This is a genomic window from Streptomyces sp. SID12501, from assembly GCF_010550245.1.
Lineage (GTDB): Bacteria > Actinomycetota > Actinomycetes > Streptomycetales > Streptomycetaceae > Streptomyces.
In genome coordinates, this window is record NZ_JAAGLU010000006.1 from 155706 (window position 1) to 176312 (window position 20607).

General features: G+C 69.8%; 18 protein-coding genes. All 18 read left to right on the forward strand.

Features of this window, described 5'->3' with window-relative positions; genetic code table 11:
• Positions 1 to 135: 135 nt before the first annotated feature.
• The 18 genes from G3I71_RS08815 (at position 136) to G3I71_RS08895 (ending at position 20546) form a co-directional block, all read left to right on the forward strand.
• Positions 136 to 1971 carry a DUF5941 domain-containing protein gene (locus G3I71_RS08815; RefSeq protein ID WP_164313383.1) on the forward strand — a complete coding sequence of 612 codons (1836 nt, stop codon included), beginning with the start codon at positions 136 to 138 and terminating at the stop codon, positions 1969 to 1971.
• Positions 1968 to 2720: a sugar phosphate nucleotidyltransferase gene (locus tag G3I71_RS08820; RefSeq protein WP_164313384.1), complete on the forward strand. Its 753-nt coding sequence runs from the start codon at positions 1968 to 1970 to the stop codon at positions 2718 to 2720. Before G3I71_RS08815 ends, G3I71_RS08820 begins: the two co-directional genes overlap by 4 nt.
• Entirely contained in the window at positions 2708 to 3769 is a 1062-nt protein-coding gene (locus G3I71_RS08825; protein ID WP_164313385.1) for an iron-containing alcohol dehydrogenase family protein, read from the forward strand. The genes G3I71_RS08820 and G3I71_RS08825 overlap by 13 nt, the downstream gene beginning before the upstream one ends.
• A complete protein-coding gene (locus G3I71_RS08830) occupies positions 3747 to 4529 on the forward strand; it encodes a CDP-alcohol phosphatidyltransferase family protein (RefSeq protein ID WP_164313386.1) in 783 nt (260 codons plus the stop codon). The genes G3I71_RS08825 and G3I71_RS08830 overlap by 23 nt, the downstream gene beginning before the upstream one ends.
• Positions 4526 to 5410: a glycosyltransferase family 2 protein gene (locus G3I71_RS08835; RefSeq protein ID WP_164313387.1), complete on the forward strand. Its 885-nt coding sequence runs from the start codon at positions 4526 to 4528 to the stop codon at positions 5408 to 5410. The genes G3I71_RS08830 and G3I71_RS08835 overlap by 4 nt, the downstream gene beginning before the upstream one ends.
• Before the next feature lie 100 nt (positions 5411 to 5510).
• The gene (locus G3I71_RS08840) at positions 5511 to 6440 is read left to right on the forward strand and encodes an ABC transporter permease (protein WP_164313388.1); all 930 of its coding nucleotides are present in this window, start codon (positions 5511 to 5513) and stop codon (positions 6438 to 6440) included.
• Entirely contained in the window at positions 6433 to 7212 is a 780-nt protein-coding gene (locus G3I71_RS08845; protein ID WP_164313389.1) for an ABC transporter ATP-binding protein, read from the forward strand. Before G3I71_RS08840 ends, G3I71_RS08845 begins: the two co-directional genes overlap by 8 nt.
• A 381-nt stretch (positions 7213 to 7593) precedes the next feature.
• Positions 7594 to 8496, forward strand: a complete 903-nt coding sequence (hpnC, locus tag G3I71_RS08850) for a squalene synthase HpnC (RefSeq protein ID WP_164313390.1) — start codon at positions 7594 to 7596, stop codon at positions 8494 to 8496.
• On the forward strand, positions 8493 to 9443 hold the full coding sequence (gene hpnD / locus G3I71_RS08855; RefSeq protein ID WP_164313391.1) for a presqualene diphosphate synthase HpnD: 951 nt from the start codon (positions 8493 to 8495) through the stop codon (positions 9441 to 9443). The genes hpnC and hpnD overlap by 4 nt, the downstream gene beginning before the upstream one ends.
• Positions 9443 to 9583, forward strand: coding sequence for a DUF6380 family protein (locus G3I71_RS50985; RefSeq protein WP_239149028.1), 141 nt, complete (start codon positions 9443 to 9445; stop codon positions 9581 to 9583). The genes hpnD and G3I71_RS50985 overlap by 1 nt, the downstream gene beginning before the upstream one ends.
• A complete protein-coding gene (hpnE, locus tag G3I71_RS08860) occupies positions 9580 to 11016 on the forward strand; it encodes a hydroxysqualene dehydroxylase HpnE (protein ID WP_164313392.1) in 1437 nt (478 codons plus the stop codon). Before G3I71_RS50985 ends, hpnE begins: the two co-directional genes overlap by 4 nt.
• 62 nt (positions 11017 to 11078) lie before the next feature.
• Positions 11079 to 12146 carry a polyprenyl synthetase family protein gene (locus G3I71_RS08865; protein WP_164313393.1) on the forward strand — a complete coding sequence of 356 codons (1068 nt, stop codon included), beginning with the start codon at positions 11079 to 11081 and terminating at the stop codon, positions 12144 to 12146.
• A 206-nt stretch (positions 12147 to 12352) separates the two neighbouring features.
• Entirely contained in the window at positions 12353 to 14350 is a 1998-nt protein-coding gene (gene shc / locus G3I71_RS08870; protein WP_164313394.1) for a squalene--hopene cyclase, read from the forward strand.
• The gene (locus G3I71_RS08875; RefSeq protein WP_164313395.1) at positions 14350 to 14985 is read left to right on the forward strand and encodes a 1-hydroxy-2-methyl-2-butenyl 4-diphosphate reductase; all 636 of its coding nucleotides are present in this window, start codon (positions 14350 to 14352) and stop codon (positions 14983 to 14985) included. The genes shc and G3I71_RS08875 overlap by 1 nt, the downstream gene beginning before the upstream one ends.
• 5 nt (positions 14986 to 14990) lie before the next feature.
• Positions 14991 to 16013 (forward strand): adenosyl-hopene transferase HpnH, encoded by a 1023-nt coding sequence (gene hpnH / locus G3I71_RS08880; protein WP_164313396.1) that lies wholly within the window; start codon positions 14991 to 14993, stop codon positions 16011 to 16013.
• A gap of 4 nt (positions 16014 to 16017) precedes the next feature.
• Positions 16018 to 17175, forward strand: coding sequence for a flavodoxin-dependent (E)-4-hydroxy-3-methylbut-2-enyl-diphosphate synthase (gene ispG / locus G3I71_RS08885; RefSeq protein WP_164313397.1), 1158 nt, complete (start codon positions 16018 to 16020; stop codon positions 17173 to 17175).
• 42 nt (positions 17176 to 17217) lie between these two features.
• The gene (gene dxs, locus G3I71_RS08890) at positions 17218 to 19140 is read left to right on the forward strand and encodes a 1-deoxy-D-xylulose-5-phosphate synthase (protein ID WP_164313398.1); all 1923 of its coding nucleotides are present in this window, start codon (positions 17218 to 17220) and stop codon (positions 19138 to 19140) included.
• Positions 19137 to 20546: an aspartate aminotransferase family protein gene (locus tag G3I71_RS08895; RefSeq protein WP_164313399.1), complete on the forward strand. Its 1410-nt coding sequence runs from the start codon at positions 19137 to 19139 to the stop codon at positions 20544 to 20546. The genes dxs and G3I71_RS08895 overlap by 4 nt, the downstream gene beginning before the upstream one ends.
• Positions 20547 to 20607 lie beyond the last annotated feature (61 nt).

Sequence of the window (20607 nt, forward strand, 5' to 3'; positions counted from 1 at the left end):
AGCCGGTGAACCATGGCGCGGCCCCATCCGATAGCCTCTGCCGACATGCTGCCCGGCCACCGTGGGTCAGGGTTCCCCCACCATCATGCAGAGGACCGGCGTGCACGCGCGTCGGTGTCCAGGGAGTGAGTTCGGTTGCCGACCGCCATCCTCACGGGTCAGCCGGTTCCCGGATCGTCGATCGAGGGCGATCTGCGGTCCCTGGGCTTCGACGTGCGGAGCGCGACCGACGTCGCCGACACCGAGACCCTTCTCGCCGAGGCGTCCTGTGACGAACGGGTCGCCTTCGTGGACGCCCGCTTCGTCGGCCACCTCCACGCGCTGCGCCTCGGCCTCACCGACCCCCGTTTCCCGCTGGCCGCCGTACCGGGCGCCGTGACGGCACAGCCGGGCGCCGGCCGCACCGCCCTGACCCGCGAACTGGCCCGTGAGATCTCCGCGTGCGACGACGCCCCGAACGACCCCGGCCAAGCCCTCTCCGCCGTCGCCGTGGACAGCCTCGCCGACCGCATCGCCCTCGCCCTGGACGCGGACGTCATCGGCGTCCACCGCCCCGAGCTGGGCAGCCTGACCGCCGCCGTCCCCGCCGACCCCGAGGCCCGCGACATCGCCCGGCAGGCCGTCGCCGCCGTCGACGACGAGGCCGTACGCCTGAAGTCGGCGGTGAAGTCCCGGGACGGCTTCTTCACCACCTTCTGCGTCAGCCCGTACTCCCGTTATCTGGCCCGCTGGTGCGCCCGCCGCGGCCTCACCCCGAACCAGGTCACCACCGCCTCGCTGCTCACCGCGCTGATCGCGGCCGGCTGCGCGGCCACCGGCACCCGAGGCGGCTTCGTCACGGCGGGCGTCCTCCTCCTGCTCTCCTTCGTCCTGGACTGCACCGACGGCCAGCTCGCCCGCTACTCCCTCCAGTACTCGACGCTCGGCGCCTGGCTGGACGCCACCTTCGACCGCGCCAAGGAGTACGCCTTCTACGCGGGCCTCGCACTGGGCGCGGCCCGAGGCGGCGACGACGTATGGGCACTGGCCCTAGGCGCAATGGTCCTGCAGACCTGCCGGCACGTCGTCGACTTCGCCTTCAACGAGGCCAATCACGACGCGACGGCGAACACCAGCCCCACGGCCGCCCTCTCCGACCGCCTCGACGGCGTCGGCTGGACGGTCTGGGTACGGCGGATGATCGTCCTGCCGATCGGCGAGCGCTGGGCCCTGATCGCCGTCCTCACGGCGCTCACCACCCCCCGGACCACCTTCACCGTCCTGCTCGTCGGCTGCGGCTTCGCGGCCACATACACCACGGCGGGCCGCGTCCTGCGCTCGTTCACCCGAAAGGCCCAGCGCACCGAACGGGCGACGCGAGCCTTGGCGGACCTCAAGGACAGCGGACCGCTCGCGGAGCTGATCGGGCGGGTCCCGGTGCGTACGCCGGGCAACTCGCGCTTCGTCCCGGCGCTGGAGAGCACCGTGCCGTTGGTCGTCGCGCTGTGGTTCTGCTCCTACGGCAGTTGGGTGCCCGTCGCCTTCGCCGCGCTGTACGTGCTCAGCGCGGGTGCCGCGGTCTCGATCCCTCTCACAGGACGCCTCGACTGGCTGGTCCCGCCGGTCTTCCGGGCCGCCGAATACGGCACAGTCCTCGTTCTCGCGGGCAAAGCGGAGGTAAACGGAGCACTTCCCGCGGCTTTCGGCCTCGTGGCCGCCGTCGCCTACCATCACTACGACACGGTGTACCGCATCCGTGGCAAGGCCGGAGCGCCCCCGCGCTGGCTGGTACGGGCGAGCGGAGGGCACGAGGGCCGGACACTGGTGGTCGTCGTACTGGCCGCTCTGCTCAGTGCCCCGCAGTTCGTGGTCGCGCTCACGGTCCTCGCCGTGGCCGTGGCCCTGCTGGTGCTCACCGAGAGCATCCGCTACTGGGTGACCGCCCACCAGGGCGGCGCGCCCGCCGTACACGACGAAGGAGTACCCGCATGATCGGCCTCGTGCTGGCGGCCGGCGCCGGACGGCGTCTGCGCCCCTACACCGACAGCCTGCCCAAGGCTCTCGTGCCGGTCGGCCCCGCGGGCGACGAGGACGGCCCCACCGTCCTCGACCTCACCCTCGCCAACTTCGCCGAGATCGGCCTCACCGAGGCCGCGATCATCGTCGGCTACCGCAAGGAAGCCGTGTACGAGCGGCAGACGGCCCTGGAGAAGAAGTACGGGCTGAAGGTCACGCTCATCGACAACGACCGCGCCGAGGAGTGGAACAACGCCTACTCCCTCTGGTGCGGCCGGGACGCCCTCGCCGACGGGGTGATCCTCGCCAACGGCGACACCGTGCACCCCGTCTCCGTCGAGCGGACGCTCCTCGCCGCGCGCGGCGACGGGAAGCGGATCATCCTGGCCCTCGACACGGTGAAGGATCTCGCCGACGAGGAGATGAAGGTGATCGTGGACCCGGAGCAGGGCGTACGGAGGATCACCAAGCTGATGGACCCGGCCGAGGCCACCGGCGAGTACATCGGCGTCACCCTCATCGAGGGCGCCGCCGCCGCGGATCTGACCGACGCCCTGAAGACCGTGTGGGAGACCGACCCCCAGCAGTTCTACGAGCACGGTTACCAGGAACTGGTCAACCGCGGCTTCCGGATCGACGTGGCGCCCATCGGCGAGGTTCCCTGGGTGGAGATAGACAACCACGACGATCTCGCCCGAGGACGGGAGATCGCGTGCCGGTACTGACGAGGCTGATCCCCTCGCCGGTCGTCGTCGACATCCGCCGGGGGGCCCTGAACGATCTGGCGGACGTGCTGTTCGACCAGCGGATCTCGCACTCCGGGAAGATCGCCGTCGCGATCAGCTCCGGCTCCGGCGCCAGGCTGCGCGAGCGGCTCGCCCCGGCGCTGCCCGGCGCGAGCTGGTACGAGGTCGCCGGCGGCACCATCGACGACGCGATCAAACTGGGCGACGCCATCAAGTCCGGCCACTACGACGCCGTGGTCGGCCTGGGCGGCGGCCGGATCATCGACTGCGCCAAGTTCGCCGCGGCCCGCGTCGGCCTGCCGCTGGTCGCCGTCGCCACCAACCTCGCGCACGACGGCCTGTGTTCCCCGGTCGCCACCCTCGACAACGACGCGGGACGCGGCTCGTACGGCGTACCGAACCCGATCGCCGTCGTCATCGACCTCGACGTGATCCGTGAGGCACCCGAGCGGTTCGTGCGCTCCGGGATCGGCGACGCCATGTCGAACATCTCCGCGGTCGCCGACTGGGAGCTGGCCTGTCAGGTCAACGGCGAGAAGATCGACGGCCTCGCCGCCGCGATGGCCCGCCAGGCCGGCGAAGCCGTACTGCGCCACCCCGGCGGGGTCGGCGACAACGCGTTCCTCCAGGTCCTGGCCGAGGCCCTCGTCCTCACCGGTATCGCCATGTCGGTGTCGGGCGACTCCCGCCCCTCCTCCGGCGCCTGTCACGAGATCAACCACGCCTTCGACCTGCTGTATCCCAAGCGTGCCGCGAGCCACGGCGAACAGTGCGGCCTGGGTGCCGCATTCGCCATGTTCCTGCGGGGCGCGCCCGAGGAGGCGGCCTACATGGCCGAGGTGCTGCGCCGGCACGGGCTGCCGGTGCTGCCGGAGGAGATCGGCTTCACCACCGACGAGTTCGTACGGGTCGTCGAGTACGCCCCGCAGACCAGACCCGGTCGCTACACGATCCTGGAACACCTCGACCTCACGAACGACCAGATCAAGGACACGTACGCGGACTATGTCAAGGCCATCGGTAGCTGAACTACGCCCCGTCGTCCACCCCGAAGGGGTGAAGGACCGGCGCAGCGGCGAGCACTGGGCGGGACGCCTCTACATGCGCGAGGTGTCCCTGCGGGTCGACCGCTACGTGGTCGACACCAGGATCACGCCCAACCAGCTCACGTACCTGATGGTCGTCGCGGGAGTTCTGGCCGGTGCGGCACTCCTGGTGCAGGGTCTCACCGGGGCGATCCTGGCCGCCCTGCTGATGCAGCTGTACCTGCTCCTCGACTGCGTCGACGGGGAGATCGCCCGTTGGCGGAACCAGACCTCGATCACCGGCGTGTACCTCGACCGCATCGGCCACTACCTGTCCGAGGCGGCCCTGCTGATCGGCTTCGGGCTGCGCGGCGCCGACCTGTGGGACGGCTCCGGGAGCCCCGAGTGGCTGTGGGCGTTCCTCGGCACCCTGGCCGCGCTCGGCGCGATCCTGATCAAGGCGGAGACCGACCTGGTGGACGTGGCCCGGTCCCGCAGCGGCCTGGCCGCCGCCAAGGACGAGCTGGCGGTGCCGCGCTCCGAGGGGCTCGCTCTGGCCCGCAAGGCTGCCGCCGCGCTCAAGTTCCACCGGCTGATCGGTGGCATCGAGGCGAGTCTGTTCATCCTCTTCGTCGCGGTCCTCGACCTCATCGGCGACGACCTGTTCTGGACCCGCCTGGGCATCGCCGTCCTGGCCGGCATCGCGATCCTGCAGACGGTGCTGCACCTCGTGTCCATCCTCGCGTCCAGCAGGCTGCGGTGAGTCCCGGGATGAGAGTCGGCGCGGTGATCATCACCATGGGCAACCGCCCCGACGAACTGCGTGCCCTGGTCGACTCGATCGCCAAACAGGAGGGCGAGCCGGTCCAGGTCGTCGTGGTAGGCAACGGCTCACCCGTCCCGGACCTGCCCGCGGGGGTACGGAGCGTCGAGCTGCCCGAGAACCTCGGCATCCCCGGCGGACGCAACGTCGGCATCGAGGCGTTCGGCCCGGCCGGCCGCGACGTCGACATCCTGATGTTCCTGGACGACGACGGCCTCCTCGGCCACCAGGACACCGCAGAACTGTGCCGCCAGGCCTTCACAGCCGACCCGGAACTGGGCATCATCAGCTTCCGCATCGCCGACCCCGACACCGGCCTCACCCAGCGCCGCCATGTGCCCCGCCCCGGCACCACGGACCCGATGCGCAGCTCCCGGGTCACCAGCTTCCTGGGCGGCGCCAACGCCGTCCGTACCAAGGTCTTCGCCCAAGTGGGCATCCTCCCCGAGGAGTTCTTCTACGCCCACGAGGAGACCGACCTCGCCTGGCGGGCCCTCGACGCGGGCTGGATGATCGACTACCGGGCCGACATGCTGCTCTACCACCCCGCGACCGCGCCCTCTCGGCACGCGGTCTACCACCGCATGGTCGCCCGCAACCGCGTCTGGCTGGCCCGCCGAAACCTTCCCGCCCCCCTGGTGCCCGTGTACCTGGGGGACTGGCTGCTCCTCACACTCCTCCGCCGACCCTCCCGCCCGGCGCTCAGAGCCTGGTGGGGCGGGTTCAAGGAGGGCCTGACCACCCCGTGCGGACCCCGCCGGCCCATCCGGTGGCGTACGGTGTGGCGGCTGACCCGACTGGGCCGTCCCCCAGTGATCTGACAAGCTCTCCCTGAGAGCCCCGCGGGCCGACAGCATCCCGATCCACGGCCCGCGCTCTGCCCCGTTCAGCTGCGCATATTGAAGACGAAAGTTTCCATTTGTGAGTGAGACAACGCATGACGGCGGTGTCGCGGTGAGCGACCGACCGTCACCCGACGACGGCCTCTCCGCGGCCGAACTCGCCGCGAAGTACGGACTCGCCGTGAGCGGCGCCCGTCCCCGACTCGTCGAGTACGTCCGCCAGCTCTGGGGACGGCGTCACTTCATCCTCGCCTTCTCGCAGGCGAAACTGACCGCTCAGTACAGCCAGGCCAAACTCGGCCAGCTGTGGCAGGTGGCCACACCGCTGCTCAACGCGGCCGTGTACTTCTTCATCTTCGGCGTGATCCTCAAGGCCGACCGCGGCATGCCCCGCGAGGTGTACATCCCCTTCCTCGTCACGGGCGTCTTCGTGTTCACCTTCACGCAGAACTCGGTGATGGCGGGCGTACGCGCGATCTCCGGCAACCTGGGCCTGGTGCGCGCCCTGCACTTCCCGCGTGCCGCCCTGCCGGTCTCCTTCGCGCTGCAACAGCTCCAGCAGCTGCTCTTCTCGATGATCGTGCTGTTCGTGGTGTCGATCGGCTTCGGCAGCTACCCCAAGGCGTCCTGGCTGCTGATCGTCCCGGCGCTGGCACTCCAGTTCCTCTTCAACACCGGCCTCGCGCTGATCATGGCCCGGTGGGGCGCGGCGACCCCGGACCTCGCCCAGCTGATGCCCTTCGTGATGCGTACGTGGATGTACGCGTCCGGCGTGATGTTCTCCATCCCGGTCATGCTCGCCGACAAACCCCGGTGGGTCGCCGACGTCCTCCAGTGGAACCCGGCCGCCATCTACATGGACCTGATGCGGTTCGCGCTCATCGACGGCTACGGCTCGGAGAACCTGCCGCCGCACGTCTGGGCGGTCGCGGCCGGCTGGGCCGCGCTCTTCGCCCTCGGCGGTTTCGTGCACTTCTGGAAGGCGGAGGAGAGGTACGGCCGTGGCTGACCCGATTCCCGGGGACAAGATCCCCACTGTCATCGCGGACGAGCTCCACATCGTCTACCGCGTCAACGGCGCCAAGACCGGCAAGGGCAGCGCCACCTCCGCCCTCAGTCGCATCATCAGGCGCGGCGAGTCACCCGGTGTCCGCAAGGTGCACGCCGTACGGGGCGTCTCCTTCGTCTCCTACCGCGGTGAGGCCGTCGGCCTGATCGGCTCCAACGGCTCCGGCAAGTCGACGCTGCTGCGCGCCATCGCCGGCCTGCTGCCCGCCGAGAGCGGCCATGTGTACACCGACGGGCAGCCCTCGCTCCTCGGCGTCAACGCGGCCCTGATGAACGACCTCACGGGCGAACGTAACGTCATATTGGGCGGCCTCGCGATGGGTATGTCCCGCGAGGAGATCAGGGAGCGCTACCAGCAGATCGTCGACTTCTCCGGCATCAACGAGAAGGGCGACTTCATCACCCTGCCGATGCGCACCTACTCCTCCGGCATGGCGGCGCGGCTGCGGTTCTCCATCGCCGCCGCCAAGGACCATGACGTACTGATGATCGACGAGGCCCTGGCGACCGGCGACCGGTCCTTCCAGAAGCGCTCCGAGGACCGCATCCGCGAACTGCGCAAGCACGCGGGAACGGTGTTCCTCGTCAGCCACAACAACAAGTCCATCCGCGACACCTGCGACCGCGTCCTGTGGCTGGAACGCGGCGAACTGCGCATGGACGGGCCGACGGACGAGGTCCTCAAGGAGTACGAGAAGTTCACCGGCAAGTAGCCGGGCAGTGCACCGGTGGTCGACCGGGCGAATCGGGGCCCCGCCGGAACTGTTCCGGCGGGGCCCCGCGTCTGCAAAGGAAACGTCAACTCCGTGGCGTGCTAGGAATCTTGACGCCAATCGGTGCGTTCTTGTGATGCGCAGGACACCCCGACGGACCAAGGCGCGTTGTACAACGTAAGCTGTACCAGTGCTGAATCGCGGCAAGTAGGGCGATAACACGCGACACCCGGCATCCGGCCGCCGCGTGGACGGCTGGGCGGCGTGTCCGAAATAGTGCCCATTGGGTCAGCAGTGTAGAACGGGAGATGTGACGGCGATGGCTACGGAAACTCCCCAGCTCCCCACAGTGTGTGCCGTCCCCGCCCCGGGCAGTGACCGGTGACGGCAACCGGCCACGCGCGCACCGACGACCCGGAGCGCGGCACGCTCGACAAGGCCGCGGAAGAGAACTTCCCCGTGGCACCGTTCTTCCTCCCCAGGGCCTGGCGCACCGACCTCATGGCCGTCTACGGCTTCGCGCGCCTCGTCGACGACATCGGTGACGGCGACCTGGCCCCCGGCGGCGCCGACGCCCGTCTGCTGGGCGTCGCCCCCGAAGAGGCCGACGACCGGCTCGTCCTCCTCGACGCCTTCGAGGCCGACCTGCACAGGGTCTTCGACGGCACCCCGCACCACCCCCTGCTCCGCCGGCTCCAGCCGACCGTCCGTCACCGCGCACTCACCCCCGAGCCGTTCCTCGGCCTGATCGCCGCCAACCGCCAGGACCAGCTGGTCAAGCGGTACGAGACGTACGACGACCTCCTCGCCTACTGCGAGCTGTCCGCCAACCCCGTCGGCCGCCTCGTCCTCGCCGTCACCGGCACCGCGACGCCCGAGCGGGTCCGCCTCTCCGACGCCGTCTGTACGGCCCTCCAGATCGTCGAGCACCTCCAGGACGTCGCGGAGGACCTCGGCCGCGACCGCATCTATCTCCCCGCCCAGGACATGAAGCGCTTTCAGGTCCAGGAGGCGGATCTCGCCGCCCCCACCGCGGGCGCCTCGGTGCGCGCACTGATCGCATACGAAGCGGAACGCGCACAGGGCCTGCTGAATGAAGGCACCCCCCTCGTGGGTAGCGTCCACGGCAGGCTGAAGCTGCTGCTCGCGGGTTTCGTGGCGGGGGGAAAGGCGGCGGTCCGAGCGATCGGCGCCGCCGAATACGACGTACTTCCCGGCCCGCCCAAGCCCGGCAGGATCCAGTTGCTGCGCGAGGTGGGCACAACCCTGCGAGGAAAGGGGTGATCCGGAGCGTGGAGTCGGAACCGCACGTGTCCGCACCGGTACTCGCCGCCTACAGCTACTGCGAGTCCGTCACCGGGCAGCAGGCCCGCAACTTCGCGTACGGCATCAGACTGCTGCCGACGTCGAAGCGGCGCGCGATGTCGGTCCTGTACGCGTTCTCGCGCCGCGTCGACGACATCGGTGACGGCACGCTGGCGCCCGAGGTCAAGGCGGCGCGGCTGGAGGACACCAGAGCGCTGCTCACCCGGGTGCGCGAGGGCGAGGTCGACGAGGACGACACCGACCCGGTCGCAGTCGCCCTCAGCCATGCGGGGACCCACTTCCCGATCCCGCTCGGCGGCCTCGACGAACTCATCGACGGCGTGGTGATGGACGTACGCGGTGAGACGTACGAGACCTGGGACGACCTGAAGGTCTACTGCCGCTGTGTGGCCGGAGCCATCGGGCGGCTCTCGCTGGGCGTGTTCGGTACGGAGAGGGGCGCGCGCGGTTCGGAACGCGCCTCCGAGTACGCCGACACGCTGGGGCTCGCACTCCAGCTCACCAACATCCTGCGGGACGTCCGCGAGGACGCTGAGGACGGGCGGACCTATCTGCCCGCCGACGACCTCGCCAAGTTCGGCTGCTCGGCCGGATTCAGCGGACCGAACCCGCCGGAGGGCTCCGACTTCGCGGGCCTCGTCCACTTCGAAGTGCGGCGCGCCCGCGCCCTGTTCGCCGAGGGCTACCGGCTGCTGCCCATGCTCGACCGGCGCAGCGGCGCCTGTGTCGCCGCCATGGCCGGCATCTACCGACGGCTCCTCGACCGCATCGAGCGCGAGCCGGAGGCCGTGCTGCGCGGCCGGGTCTCGCTGCCCGGACGCGAGAAGGCGTATGTCGCGGTGCGCGGTCTGTCCGGTCTGGACGCCCGGCATGTCTCCCGGCGGACCGTCAGGAGGCGCGCCTGATGGACAATTCGGTGCAAGGTGATGTGCCCCCGGCGAAACGGCGCGCAACCCTCCGGTCACGGACGGCGTCCCTGACTTCAACGACCTGCCGTGCGGCGTTCATCCGGCGCGGCGGGTGCACAGGGGGGAGTGCGCGATGAGCGAGGGTACGCAGCCCGGGGAACGCCCGGGCCACCACGGTGAGAAGAGCGCCGTGGTGGTCGGCGGCGGGCTGGCCGGCATCACCGCGGCGCTCTCGCTCGCCGACGCCGGTGTCCGCGTCACGCTGCTCGAAGGCCGGCCGCGGCTCGGTGGGCTCGCCTTCTCCTTCCAGCGCGACGGACTCACCGTCGACAACGGCCAGCACGTGTACCTGCGTTGCTGCACCGCTTACCGCTGGTTCCTCGACCGCATCGACGCCGCCGAACTCGCTCCGGTGCAGCCTCGTCTCGACGTACCGGTCGTCGACGTGGCGAAACCCGTCGGACGGCGGCTGGGCAGACTCCGGCGCGACGCGCTGCCCGTACCTCTGCATCTCGGGCGCAGCCTGGCCACGTATCCGCACCTCTCGCTCCTGGAGCGCGCCAGAGTAGGACGTGCCGCGCTCGCGCTCAAGGCGCTGGACCTCGCCGACCCGGCGCTGGACGCGCAGGACTTCGGCAGCTGGCTGGCCGCGCACGGTCAGTCCGAGCGTGCCGTCGAGGCACTGTGGGACCTGGTGGGGGTCGCCACCCTCAACGCGGTGGCCCGGGACTCGTCCCTGGGGCTCGCCGCGATGGTGTTCAAGACCGGTCTGCTGTCCGACCCGGGCGCGGCCGACATCGGCTGGGCGCGCGTCCCACTGGGCGAACTGCACGACACTCTGGCCCGCAAGGCGCTCGACTCCGCGGGCGTGCGTACCGAAGTCCGTACACGCGTCACCTCCATCCAAACCATCCAAACCATCGAACACAACGAGAACGGCCGCTGGACCGTATCGGTTCCCGGCGAGACCCTCGACGCGGACATCGTCGTGCTCGCCGTGGCCCAGCGCGAGGCGCACGATCTGCTGCCGGCGGGTGCGCTCGACGCCCCCGAACGACTGCTGGAGATCGGCACCGCACCCATCCTCAACGTGCATGTGGTGTACGACCGGAAGGTGCTGAGCACGCCGTTCCTCGCGGCGCTCGGCAGTCCCGTGCAGTGGGTCTTCGACCGGACCGAGGCGTCCGGGCTCGGCGGCGACGGCCAGTATCTGGCGCTGTCGCAGTCGGCCGCGCACGACGAGATCGACGAGCCCGTCGCGGCGCTGCGCGAGCGGTATCTGCCGGAGCTGGAGCGGCTGTTGCCCCGCGCGCGGGGCGCCGGAGTCCGGGACTTCTTCGTCACCCGGGAGCGGACAGCGACGTTCGCCCCCACCCCCGGCGTCGGTCGGCTGCGGCCCGGCGCCCGTACCAGAACACCCGGCCTGTACCTGGCCGGCTCGTGGACCGCCACCGGGTGGCCCGCGACCATGGAGAGTGCGGTCCGCAGCGGAGTCGGCGCGGCCGGTGCCGCGCTGGGCGCCCTGGGCCGGCCTCGCCACCACCTCTTCGACGTGGAGGAGGCAGCCTGATGCTCGATCATCAGCACGCGGCAGGTCCTCGCACCCCCAGCACCGCAACAAGAGGAGAGACTGTGCCCACTGTGCCCCCGGCCCCGAAAGTCGCCGACGCGGTGGAAGTGACCGCGCTCCTGGAGCGCGGCCGGACCCTGGCCACCCCGGTACTGCGGGCGGCGATCGCCCGTCTCGCGGCGCCCATGGACACCGTCTCCGCCTACCACTTCGGCTGGATCGACGCCCAGGGTCGGCCCGCGGCCGGCGACGGCGGCAAGGCTGTACGCCCCGCCCTCGCCGTTCTGTCCGCCGAGGTCACCGGCGCAGCCCCCGAGGTCGGCATCCCCGGCGCGGTCGCCGTCGAGCTGGTGCACAACTTCTCGTTGCTGCACGACGACCTGATGGACGGCGACGAACAGCGCCGCCACCGCGACACCGTATGGAAGGTGCACGGCCCCGCCCAGGCCATCCTGGTCGGCGACGCGTTGTTCGCGCTGGCCAACGAGATCCTCCTGGAGCTCGGCACCGTCGAGGCCGGCCGCGCCACCCGCCGCCTCACCACCGCGACCCGCGCCCTCATCGACGGCCAGGCCCAGGACATCTCCTACGAGCACCGCGACCGCGTCAGCGTCGAGGAGTGTCTGGAGATGGAGGGCAACAAGACCGGCGCCCTCCTCGCCTGCGCCAGTTCCATCGGCGCGGTCCTCGGCGGCGCGGACGCCCGAACCGCCGACACCCTGGAGAAGTACGGCTACCACCTCGGGCTGGCCTTCCAGGCCGTCGACGACCTCCTCGGCATCTGGGGCGACCCGGAGGCCACCGGCAAGCAGACCTGGAGCGACCTGCGCCAGCGCAAGAAGTCCCTGCCCGTCGTCGCCGCCCTCGCGGCCAGCGGCCCGGCGGCCGAGCGGCTCGGTGAACTCCTCGCCGCCGACGCGAAGAGCAGCGACTTCGAGAACTTCTCCGAGGAGGAGTTCGCCGCCCGCGCCGCCCTGATCGAACAGGCGGGCGGTCGCGAGTGGACCGCCGAGGAGGCGCGCCGGCAGCACACCATCGCCGTCGACGCACTGAGCGCCATCGACATGCCCGACCGGGTGCGTGCGCAGTTCACGGCGCTCGCCGACTTCGTCGTCGTACGAAAGAGATGATCACTATCGGTCGAATAAGCCTCGCGTAGTCGCCGGCCGGCGCCGCGTTCACTCGGGTTTCCCTCGCAGTGTTCGCGCCGCTCACACCCGCTGAGCTGTCTGTCTGCTGGGGGTCCGGGGGTTATCCCCCGGAAAGATGCAGCCAGCGGCGCACCGGCCGACGGCGGACCCACAGCAGAGACATGCCACTGCACGAAGGGGAAGCCATGACAGCGACGACCGACGGAAGCACCGGGGCACTCCCGCCTCCCGCTGCCTCGGCCAGCGAAACCGACACCGACACCAACACCCCAGCGGCGGCAGGGGTTCAGGATGCCGCCGAGCGTGCCATGAGGCGCGCCGCGGATTCCCTGCTCGCGAGGCAGGACGCCCAGGGCTGGTGGAAGGGCGACCTGGAAACCAACGTCACGATGGACGCGGAGGATCTGCTGCTCCGCCAGTTCCTGGGCATCCGCGACGAACAGACCACCCAGGCAGCCGCGTTGTTCATCCGCGGTGAGCAGCGCGACGACGGCACCTGGGCCACCTTCTTCGGCGGACCCGCCGACCTCTCCGCCACCGTCGAGGCGTACGTCGCCCTGCGGATGGCCGGGGACGCACCCGAAGCGCCGCACATGGCGAAGGCGTCCGCCTTCGTCCGCGACCGGGGAGGCATCGCCGCCGCCCGGGTCTTCACCCGGATCTGGCTGGCCCTGTTCGGCTGGTGGAAGTGGGACGACCTCCCCGAACTCCCGCCGGAACTCATCTACTTCCCGAAGTGGATGCCGCTCAACATCTACGACTTCGGCTGCTGGGCCCGGCAGACGATCGTGCCGCTCACCATCGTCAGCGCGAAGCGCCCGGTCCGCCCGGCACCCTTCCCGCTCGACGAGCTGCACATCGACCCCGACTTGCCGAACCCGGGCAAGTCCTTTGCCCCGCTGGCCAGTTGGGACGGCGCCTTCCAGCGTCTCGACCGGGTCCTGCACGGCTACCGCAAGGTGGCGGTGCGCCGGCTGCGGAAAGCGGCCATGAACGCCGCCGCCCGCTGGATCATCGAGCGACAGGAGAACGACGGCTGCTGGGGAGGCATCCAGCCGCCCGCCGTCTACTCGGTGATCGCGCTGCACCTGCTCGGCTACGACCTCGAACACCCGGTCATGCGGGCCGGGTTGGAGTCCCTGGACCGCTTCGCGGTGTGGCGCGAGGACGGCGCCCGGATGATCGAGGCCTGCCAGTCGCCGGTGTGGGACACCTGCCTCGCCGTCATCGCCCTCGCGGACGCGGGGCTGCCCGCCGACCACCCCCAACTGGTCAAGGCCGCCGACTGGATGCTGGGCGAGCAGGTGGTCCGGCCCGGCGACTGGTCCGTACGCAGACCCGAACTGCCCCCGGGCGGCTGGGCGTTCGAGTTCCACAACGACAACTACCCCGACATGGACGACACCGCCGAGGTGGTCCTCGCGTTGCGCCGCGTCCGGCACCACGACCCGGAGCGGGTCGAGAAGGCCATCGGGCGCGGGGTGCGCTGGAACCTCGGGATGCAGTCGAAGAACGGTGCCTGGGGCGCCTTCGACGTCGACAACACCAGCACGCTTCCCAACAAGCTGCCGTTCTGCGACTTCGGTGAGGTCATCGACCCGCCGTCCGCCGACGTCACCGCGCACGTCGTGGAGATGCTCGCCGTCGAGGGCATGTCCCACGATCCGCGCACCCGGCGCGGCATCGAGTGGCTGCTCGCCGAACAGGAGCCGGGCGGCGCGTGGTTCGGCCGCTGGGGCGTCAACTACGTCTACGGCACCGGCTCGGTGGTGCCCGCGCTGACCGCCGCCGGTCTGCCCACCGTGCACCCGGCGATCCGGCGAGCGGTGGGCTGGCTGGAGAAGGTCCAGAACGACGACGGCGGCTGGGGCGAGGACCTGCGCTCCTACGAGGACAGCGCGGTCTGGAGCGGCCGGGGCGCCTCGACCGCCTCCCAGACGGCCTGGGCGCTGCTCGCCCTGCTGGCCGCCGGGGAGCACGACTCCAAGGCCGTCGAACGCGGAGTCGAGTGGCTCGCGGCGACCCAGCTGCCGGACGGCTCCTGGGACGAGCCGTACTTCACCGGCACCGGCTTCCCCTGGGACTTCTCGATCAACTACCACCTCTACCGCCAGGTCTTCCCCCTCACCGCGCTCGGCCGGTATGTCAACGGCGAGCCCTTCGCCGAGGCCAAGGAGGGCTGATGGACAGGCAGCCCGAGTCGGCCCCGCTGCTGATCGCCTGCGCGCTCGGCATCGAACGGCTCGCCCTGCGCCGGGGCGGGCGCGGCGACGGATCCGTCACCGTGCTGCGTACGGGGATGGGGCCCGTGGCCGCCGAGGAGGCCGTCACCCGGGCCCTCGCCGACCCTGCGCTGAGCGACGCCGCCGTACTGGCCACCGGTTTCTGCGCGGGACTCGCCCCCGGTATGCACCCCGGCGACCTGGTGGTCGCCGAGGAGACCCGGGACCCGCGGGGCAGCACGCGTTGCGTCGGCACCGAACTGCTTGTCAAGGAACTGGTGCGTGCCGTGCCCGGACGCACCGTTCACACCGGCCCCCTCGCCGGCTCCGATCACGTCGTACGCGGTCATGAACGGTCGGACCTGCTCGCGACCGGCGCGATCGCGGTAGACATGGAGTCGGCGGCCACGCTCCACAGCGCCGGGCGCACGGGCGTGCGCCCGGTTGCGGCCGTACGGGTGGTCGTGGACGCTCCAGAACATGAACTCGTCCGGATCGGCACACTTCGCGGTGGAATATCGGCCTTCCGCGTTCTTCGCTCGGTCCTTCCCGCTTTTGTCGAATGGCACCGTTCCTTGCTGCTCCCCCGGAGGTGAGTCAGATGGCCATGCCGCTCCGTCAGTCCATCAAAATCGCTACGTACTTGGCCGAACAGAAAATCCGCAAGAGGGACAAGTTCCCGCTGATCGTCGAACTCGAACCCCTCTACGCCTGCAACCTGGCGTGCGAGGGCTGCGGGAAGATCCAGCACCCGGCCGGGGTGCTCAAGCAGCGCATGCCGGTCGCGCAGGCCGTCGGAGCGGTGCTCGAATCCGGTGCCCCGATGGTGTCCATCGCGGGCGGCGAGCCCCTGATGCACCCTCATATCGACGAGATCGTGCGGCAGTTGGTGGCGAAGAAGAAGTACGTCTTCCTCTGCACCAACGCCATGCTGCTGCGCAAGAAGATGGACAAGTTCACGCCGTCGCCCTACTTCGCGTTCGCCGTGCACATCGACGGCCTGCGTGAGCGGCACGACGAGTCCGTCGCGAAGGAGGGGGTGTTCGACGAGGCCGTGGCTGCCATCAAGGAGGCCAAGAAGCGCGGCTTCCGGGTCACCACCAACTCGACCTTCTTCAACACCGACACCCCGCAGACCATCATCGAGGTGCTCAACTTCCTCAACGACGATCTCCAGGTCGACGAGATGATGATCTCGCCCGCCTACGCCTACGAGAAGGCCCCCGACCAGGAGCACTTCCTCGGCGTCGAGCAGACCCGCGAGCTGTTCAAGAAGGCTTTCGGCGGCGGCAACCGGCGGCGCTGGCGGCTCAACCACTCCCCGCTCTTCCTGGACTTCCTGGAGGGCAAGGTCGACTTCCCGTGCACGGCGTGGGCGATCCCGAACTACTCGCTGTTCGGCTGGCAGAAGCCCTGCTATCTGATGAGTGACGGTTACGTGACGACGTACAAGGACCTCATCGAGAAGACCGACTGGGACTCCTACGGCCGCGGCAAGGACGACCGGTGCGCCAACTGCATGGCGCACTGCGGCTACGAGCCGACGGCCGTCCTGGCCACCATGGGGTCCCTCAAGGAGTCCCTGCGCGCCATGCGCGAGACCGTCGCCGGAAACCGGGAGTGACGTCGTGACCGCCGTCTCCTTGGGCGTTCCCGAGGTACCGGCCCGTCCGATCGCCGAGCGCCGGGTCTCCCGGCGCATCGAGGTCGGGCCGGTGGCGGTCGGGGGCGGGGCCCCGGTGTCGGTGCAGTCGATGACGACGACGCGTACGTCGGACATCGGGGCCACGCTCCAGCAGATCGCCGAACTCACCGCGTCCGGCTGCCAGATCGTCCGCGTCGCCTGCCCCACGCAGGACGACGCGGACGCGCTGGCGACCATCGCGAGCAAGTCGCAGATCCCGGTGATCGCCGACATCCACTTCCAGCCGAAGTACGTGTTCGCCGCGATCGAGGCCGGCTGTGCGGCCGTTCGCGTCAATCCCGGCAACATCAAGCAGTTCGACGACAAGGTGAAGGAGATCGCGCGGGCCGCCAAGGAGCACGGCACCCCGATCCGGATCGGGGTCAACGCCGGTTCGCTGGACCGGAGGTTGCTCCAGAAGTACGGGAAGGCGACGCCGGAGGCGCTCGTGGAGTCGGCGTTGTGGGAGGCGTCGCTCTTCGAGGAGCACGACTTCAGGGACATCAAGATCTCGGTCAAGCACAACGACCCGGTGATCATGGTCAACGCCTACCGGCTGCTCGCCGAACGGTGCGACTACCCATTGCACCTGGGTGTCACCGAGGCCGGTCCCGCCTTCCAGGGGACCATCAAGTCCGCTGTCGCCTTCGGGGCGTTGCTCAGCGAGGGCATCGGGGACACCATCCGCGTCTCGCTGTCCGCTCCGCCGGTCGAGGAGATCAAGGTCGGCATCCAGATCCTGGAATCGCTGAACCTGCGGCAACGGCGGCTGGAGATCGTTTCCTGTCCGTCCTGCGGGCGCGCCCAGGTCGACGTCTACAAGCTCGCCGACCAGGTCACGGCCGGGCTGGAGGGCATGGAAGTGCCGTTGCGCGTCGCGGTCATGGGGTGTGTGGTCAACGGCCCCGGCGAGGCGCGGGAGGCGGACCTCGGTGTCGCCTCAGGCAACGGGAAGGGGCAGATCTTCGTGAAGGGCGAGGTCATCAAGACCGTGCCCGAGTCGAAGATCGTCGAGACCTTGATCGAAGAGGCGATGAAGATCGCCGAACAGATGGAGCAGGACGGCGTCGCGTCGGGGGAACCGGCGGTCACCGTGAGCTGAACAGCACGGGCTGAAGCGTACGGAAGAAAAGGGGGCCCGAGCGTGACGATTCTGGAGAACATCCGGGGACCACGCGACCTGAAGGCGCTGTCCGAGGCGGAACTCGGTGAACTGTCCCACGAGATACGAGAGTTCCTGGTGCACGCGGTCGCCAGGACCGGTGGGCATCTCGGACCCAATCTGGGGGTGGTGGAACTCACCGTCGCACTCCACCGGGTCTTCGAGTCACCGGTCGACCGCATCCTGTGGGACACAGGCCATCAGAGCTACGTGCACAAACTTCTGACGGGACGTCAGGACTTCTCCAAGCTGCGCGGCAAGGGCGGCCTGTCCGGCTATCCCTCGCGCGAGGAGTCCGAGCACGACGTCATCGAGAACAGCCACGCGTCCACCGCGCTCGGCTGGGCCGACGGGCTCGCCAAGGCCCGCCAGGTGCTGGGAGAGAAGGGGCACGTCGTCGCGGTCATCGGCGACGGCGCACTCACCGGCGGGATGGCCTGGGAGGCGCTCAACAACATCGCGGCGGCCAAGGACCGGCCCCTGATCATCGTCGTCAACGACAACGAACGCTCCTACTCACCCACCATCGGCGGCCTCGCCAACCATCTCGCGACCCTGCGCACGACGGACAGCTACGAGCAGGTGCTGGCCTGGGGCAAGGACGTACTGCTGCGCACCCCCCTCATCGGCAACACCCTCTACGAGTCGCTGCACGGCGCGAAGAAGGGGTTCAAGGACGCGTTCAATCCGCAGGGCATGTTCGAGGACCTGGGGCTGAAGTACGTCGGCCCGATCGACGGGCACGACATCGGGGCGGTGGAGTCCGCGCTCCGGCGCGCGAAGCGCTTCCACGGGCCCGTGCTCGTCCACTGTCTGACGGAGAAAGGGCGCGGCTACGAGCCCGCGCGCTCGCACGAGGAGGACCACTTCCACACCGTCGGGGTGATGGACCCGCTCACCTGCGAGCCGCTCGCGCCCTCCAACGGGCCTTCCTGGACCTCGGTGTTCGGCGACGAGATCGTGAAGATCGGGGAGGAACGGGACGACGTCGTCGCGATCACCGCGGCCATGCTGCATCCCGTGGGCCTCGGCAAGTTCGCCGAGCGGTTCCCCGACCGGGTGTGGGACGTCGGGATCGCCGAGCAGCACGCGGCCGTGTCGGCGGCGGGGCTGGCAACGGGAGGCCTGCATCCCGTCGTCGCCGTGTACGCCACCTTCCTCAACCGTGCCTTCGACCAGCTGCTGATGGACGTCGCGCTGCACCGGTGCGGGGTGACGTTCGTGCTGGACCGTGCCGGTGTCACGGGAGTCGACGGGGCGTCGCACAACGGGATGTGGGACCTGTCCATCCTCCAGGTCGTGCCCGGCCTGAGGATCGCCGCACCGCGTGACGCCGACCAGCTCCGCGCCCAGCTGCGGGAGGCGGTGGCCGTCGACGACGCGCCCACGCTGATCCGGTTCCCCAAGGAGTCGGTGGGACCGGCGATCGAGGCGGTCGGCCATGTGGGCGGGATGCATGTGCTGCACCGGTCCGAGGAGGCCGCCGACGTACTGCTGGTGGCCGTCGGAGTGATGGCGCCGGTGTGTCTGCAGGCCGCCGAACTGCTGGAAGCACGCGGCATCAACTGCACGGTCGTGGACCCGCGTTGGGTCAAGCCCGTCGATCCCGCGCTGCCGGGACTGGCCGCCGGGCACCGCATGGTGGCCGTCGTCGAGGACAACAGCCGCGCGTCCGGGGTAGGAGCCGCCGTGGCGCTCGCGCTCGGTGACGCCGAAGTCGACGTACCCGTAAGGCGGTTCGGGATCCCGGAGCAGTTCCTCGCGCACGCCAGGCGCGGCGAGCTGCTCGCCGACATCGGCCTCACACCCGTCGAGGTCGCCGGACGGATCAGCGCCGGACTGGCCGCCAAGCAAGAGCTGTCCCAGGGGAAGTCCAAGGGGAAGTCCGAGGAGAAACAGGAATGACAACCGCTGAACCCGGGTCGCCGTCGGGGGAGTTCGACCTCGGCGCGCTGCTGGCCGAGCGCGGCGCCGAACGCTACGAGCTGCACAGCAGGCATCTCAACCACCAGCTCCCGCGCATGCTGCACACCATTGGCTTCGACAAGGTCTACGAGCGGGCCGAGGGCGCGTACTTCTGGGACTCCGACGGTGACGACTATCTCGACATGCTCGCCGGGTTCGGGGTGATGGGACTCGGCCGCCATCACCCCGTGGTCCGCAAGGCGCTGCACGACGTCCTCGACGCGCAGCTCGCCGATCTCACCCGCTTCGACTGCCAGCCGCTGCCCGGGCTGCTCGCGGAGCGGCTCCTCACCCACAGTCCGCACCTGGACCGGGTGTTCTTCGGCAACAGCGGCACGGAGGCGGTGGAGACCGCGCTCAAGTTCGCCCGGTACGCCACCGGGAAACCGCGCGTCCTGTACTGCGCGCACGCCTTCCACGGCCTGACCACCGGGTCCCTCTCCGTCAACGGCGAGGACGGCTTCCGGGACGGCTTCGCCCCGCTGCTGCCCGACACGGCCGTACCCCTCGGTGATCTCGACGCCCTGGCGCGGGAGTTGAAGAAGGGCGACGTGGCCGCCCTGATCGTCGAGCCGATCCAGGGCAAGGGTGTGCACGAGGCGCCCCCCGGATATCTGCGTGCCGCCCAGGAGTTGCTGCACAGGCACAAGGCGCTGCTCATCGCGGACGAGGTGCAGACCGGTCTCGGGCGCACCGGCGACTTCTACGCCTACCAGCACGAGGACGGCGTAGAGCCCGACCTGGTGTGCGTGGCGAAGGCGCTGTCGGGTGGATACGTGCCCGTGGGGGCCACGATCGGCAAGGAGTGGATCTTCAAGAAGGTGTACTCGTCGATCGACCGCGTCCTCGTGCACTCGGCCAGCTTCGGGGGCAACGCCCAGGCCATGGCGGCGGGCCTCGCCGTGCTGTCGGTCATGGAGAACGAGCAGATCGTCGCCAATGCCCGGGCCACGGGAGACCAGTTGAGGACCCGGCTGGCGGCGCTCGTCGACAAGTACGAGCTGCTGGCCGACGTGCGAGGTCGGGGCCTGATGATCGGCATCGAGTTCGGGAAGCCCAAGTCGCTGAAGCTGCGCGGCCGTTGGACGATGCTTCAGGCCGCCCGCAAGGGCTTGTTCGCCCAGATGGTCGTCGTTCCGCTGCTGCAACGGCACCGGATCCTGACCCAGGTCTCCGGCGATCACCTGGAGGTGATCAAACTGATTCCGCCGCTGGTCGTGGGTGAGCGGGAGGTGGACCGTTTCGTGGACGCCTTCACCGCCGTGATGGACGACGCGCACAGCGGGAGCGGGCTGATGTGGGACTTCGGGAAGACGCTGGTCAAGCAGGCGGTGGCCAACAGGTAGGGGAGCGGAGAGGGCGAGGTCCTCGCCCGTTTTGCCTCTGAGGCAAGAGATTTGCCTCAGA

Bases quoted from the DNA above. Each gene is read 5' to 3' on its own strand.
- G3I71_RS08830 (WP_164313386.1), top strand. From the start codon at position 3,747: ATGTCAAGGCCATCGGTAGCTGAACTACGCCCCGTCGTCCACCCCGAA.
- shc (WP_164313394.1), top strand. From the start codon at position 12,353: ATGACAGCGACGACCGACGGAAGCACCGGGGCACTCCCGCCTCCCGCT.
- G3I71_RS08820 (WP_164313384.1), top strand. From the start codon at position 1,968: ATGATCGGCCTCGTGCTGGCGGCCGGCGCCGGACGGCGTCTGCGCCCC.
- hpnE (WP_164313392.1), top strand. From the start codon at position 9,580: ATGAGCGAGGGTACGCAGCCCGGGGAACGCCCGGGCCACCACGGTGAG.
- hpnH (WP_164313396.1), top strand. From the start codon at position 14,991: ATGGCCATGCCGCTCCGTCAGTCCATCAAAATCGCTACGTACTTGGCC.
- G3I71_RS50985 (WP_239149028.1), top strand. From the start codon at position 9,443: ATGGACAATTCGGTGCAAGGTGATGTGCCCCCGGCGAAACGGCGCGCA.
- G3I71_RS08875 (WP_164313395.1), top strand. From the start codon at position 14,350: ATGGACAGGCAGCCCGAGTCGGCCCCGCTGCTGATCGCCTGCGCGCTC.
- G3I71_RS08895 (WP_164313399.1), top strand. From the start codon at position 19,137: ATGACAACCGCTGAACCCGGGTCGCCGTCGGGGGAGTTCGACCTCGGC.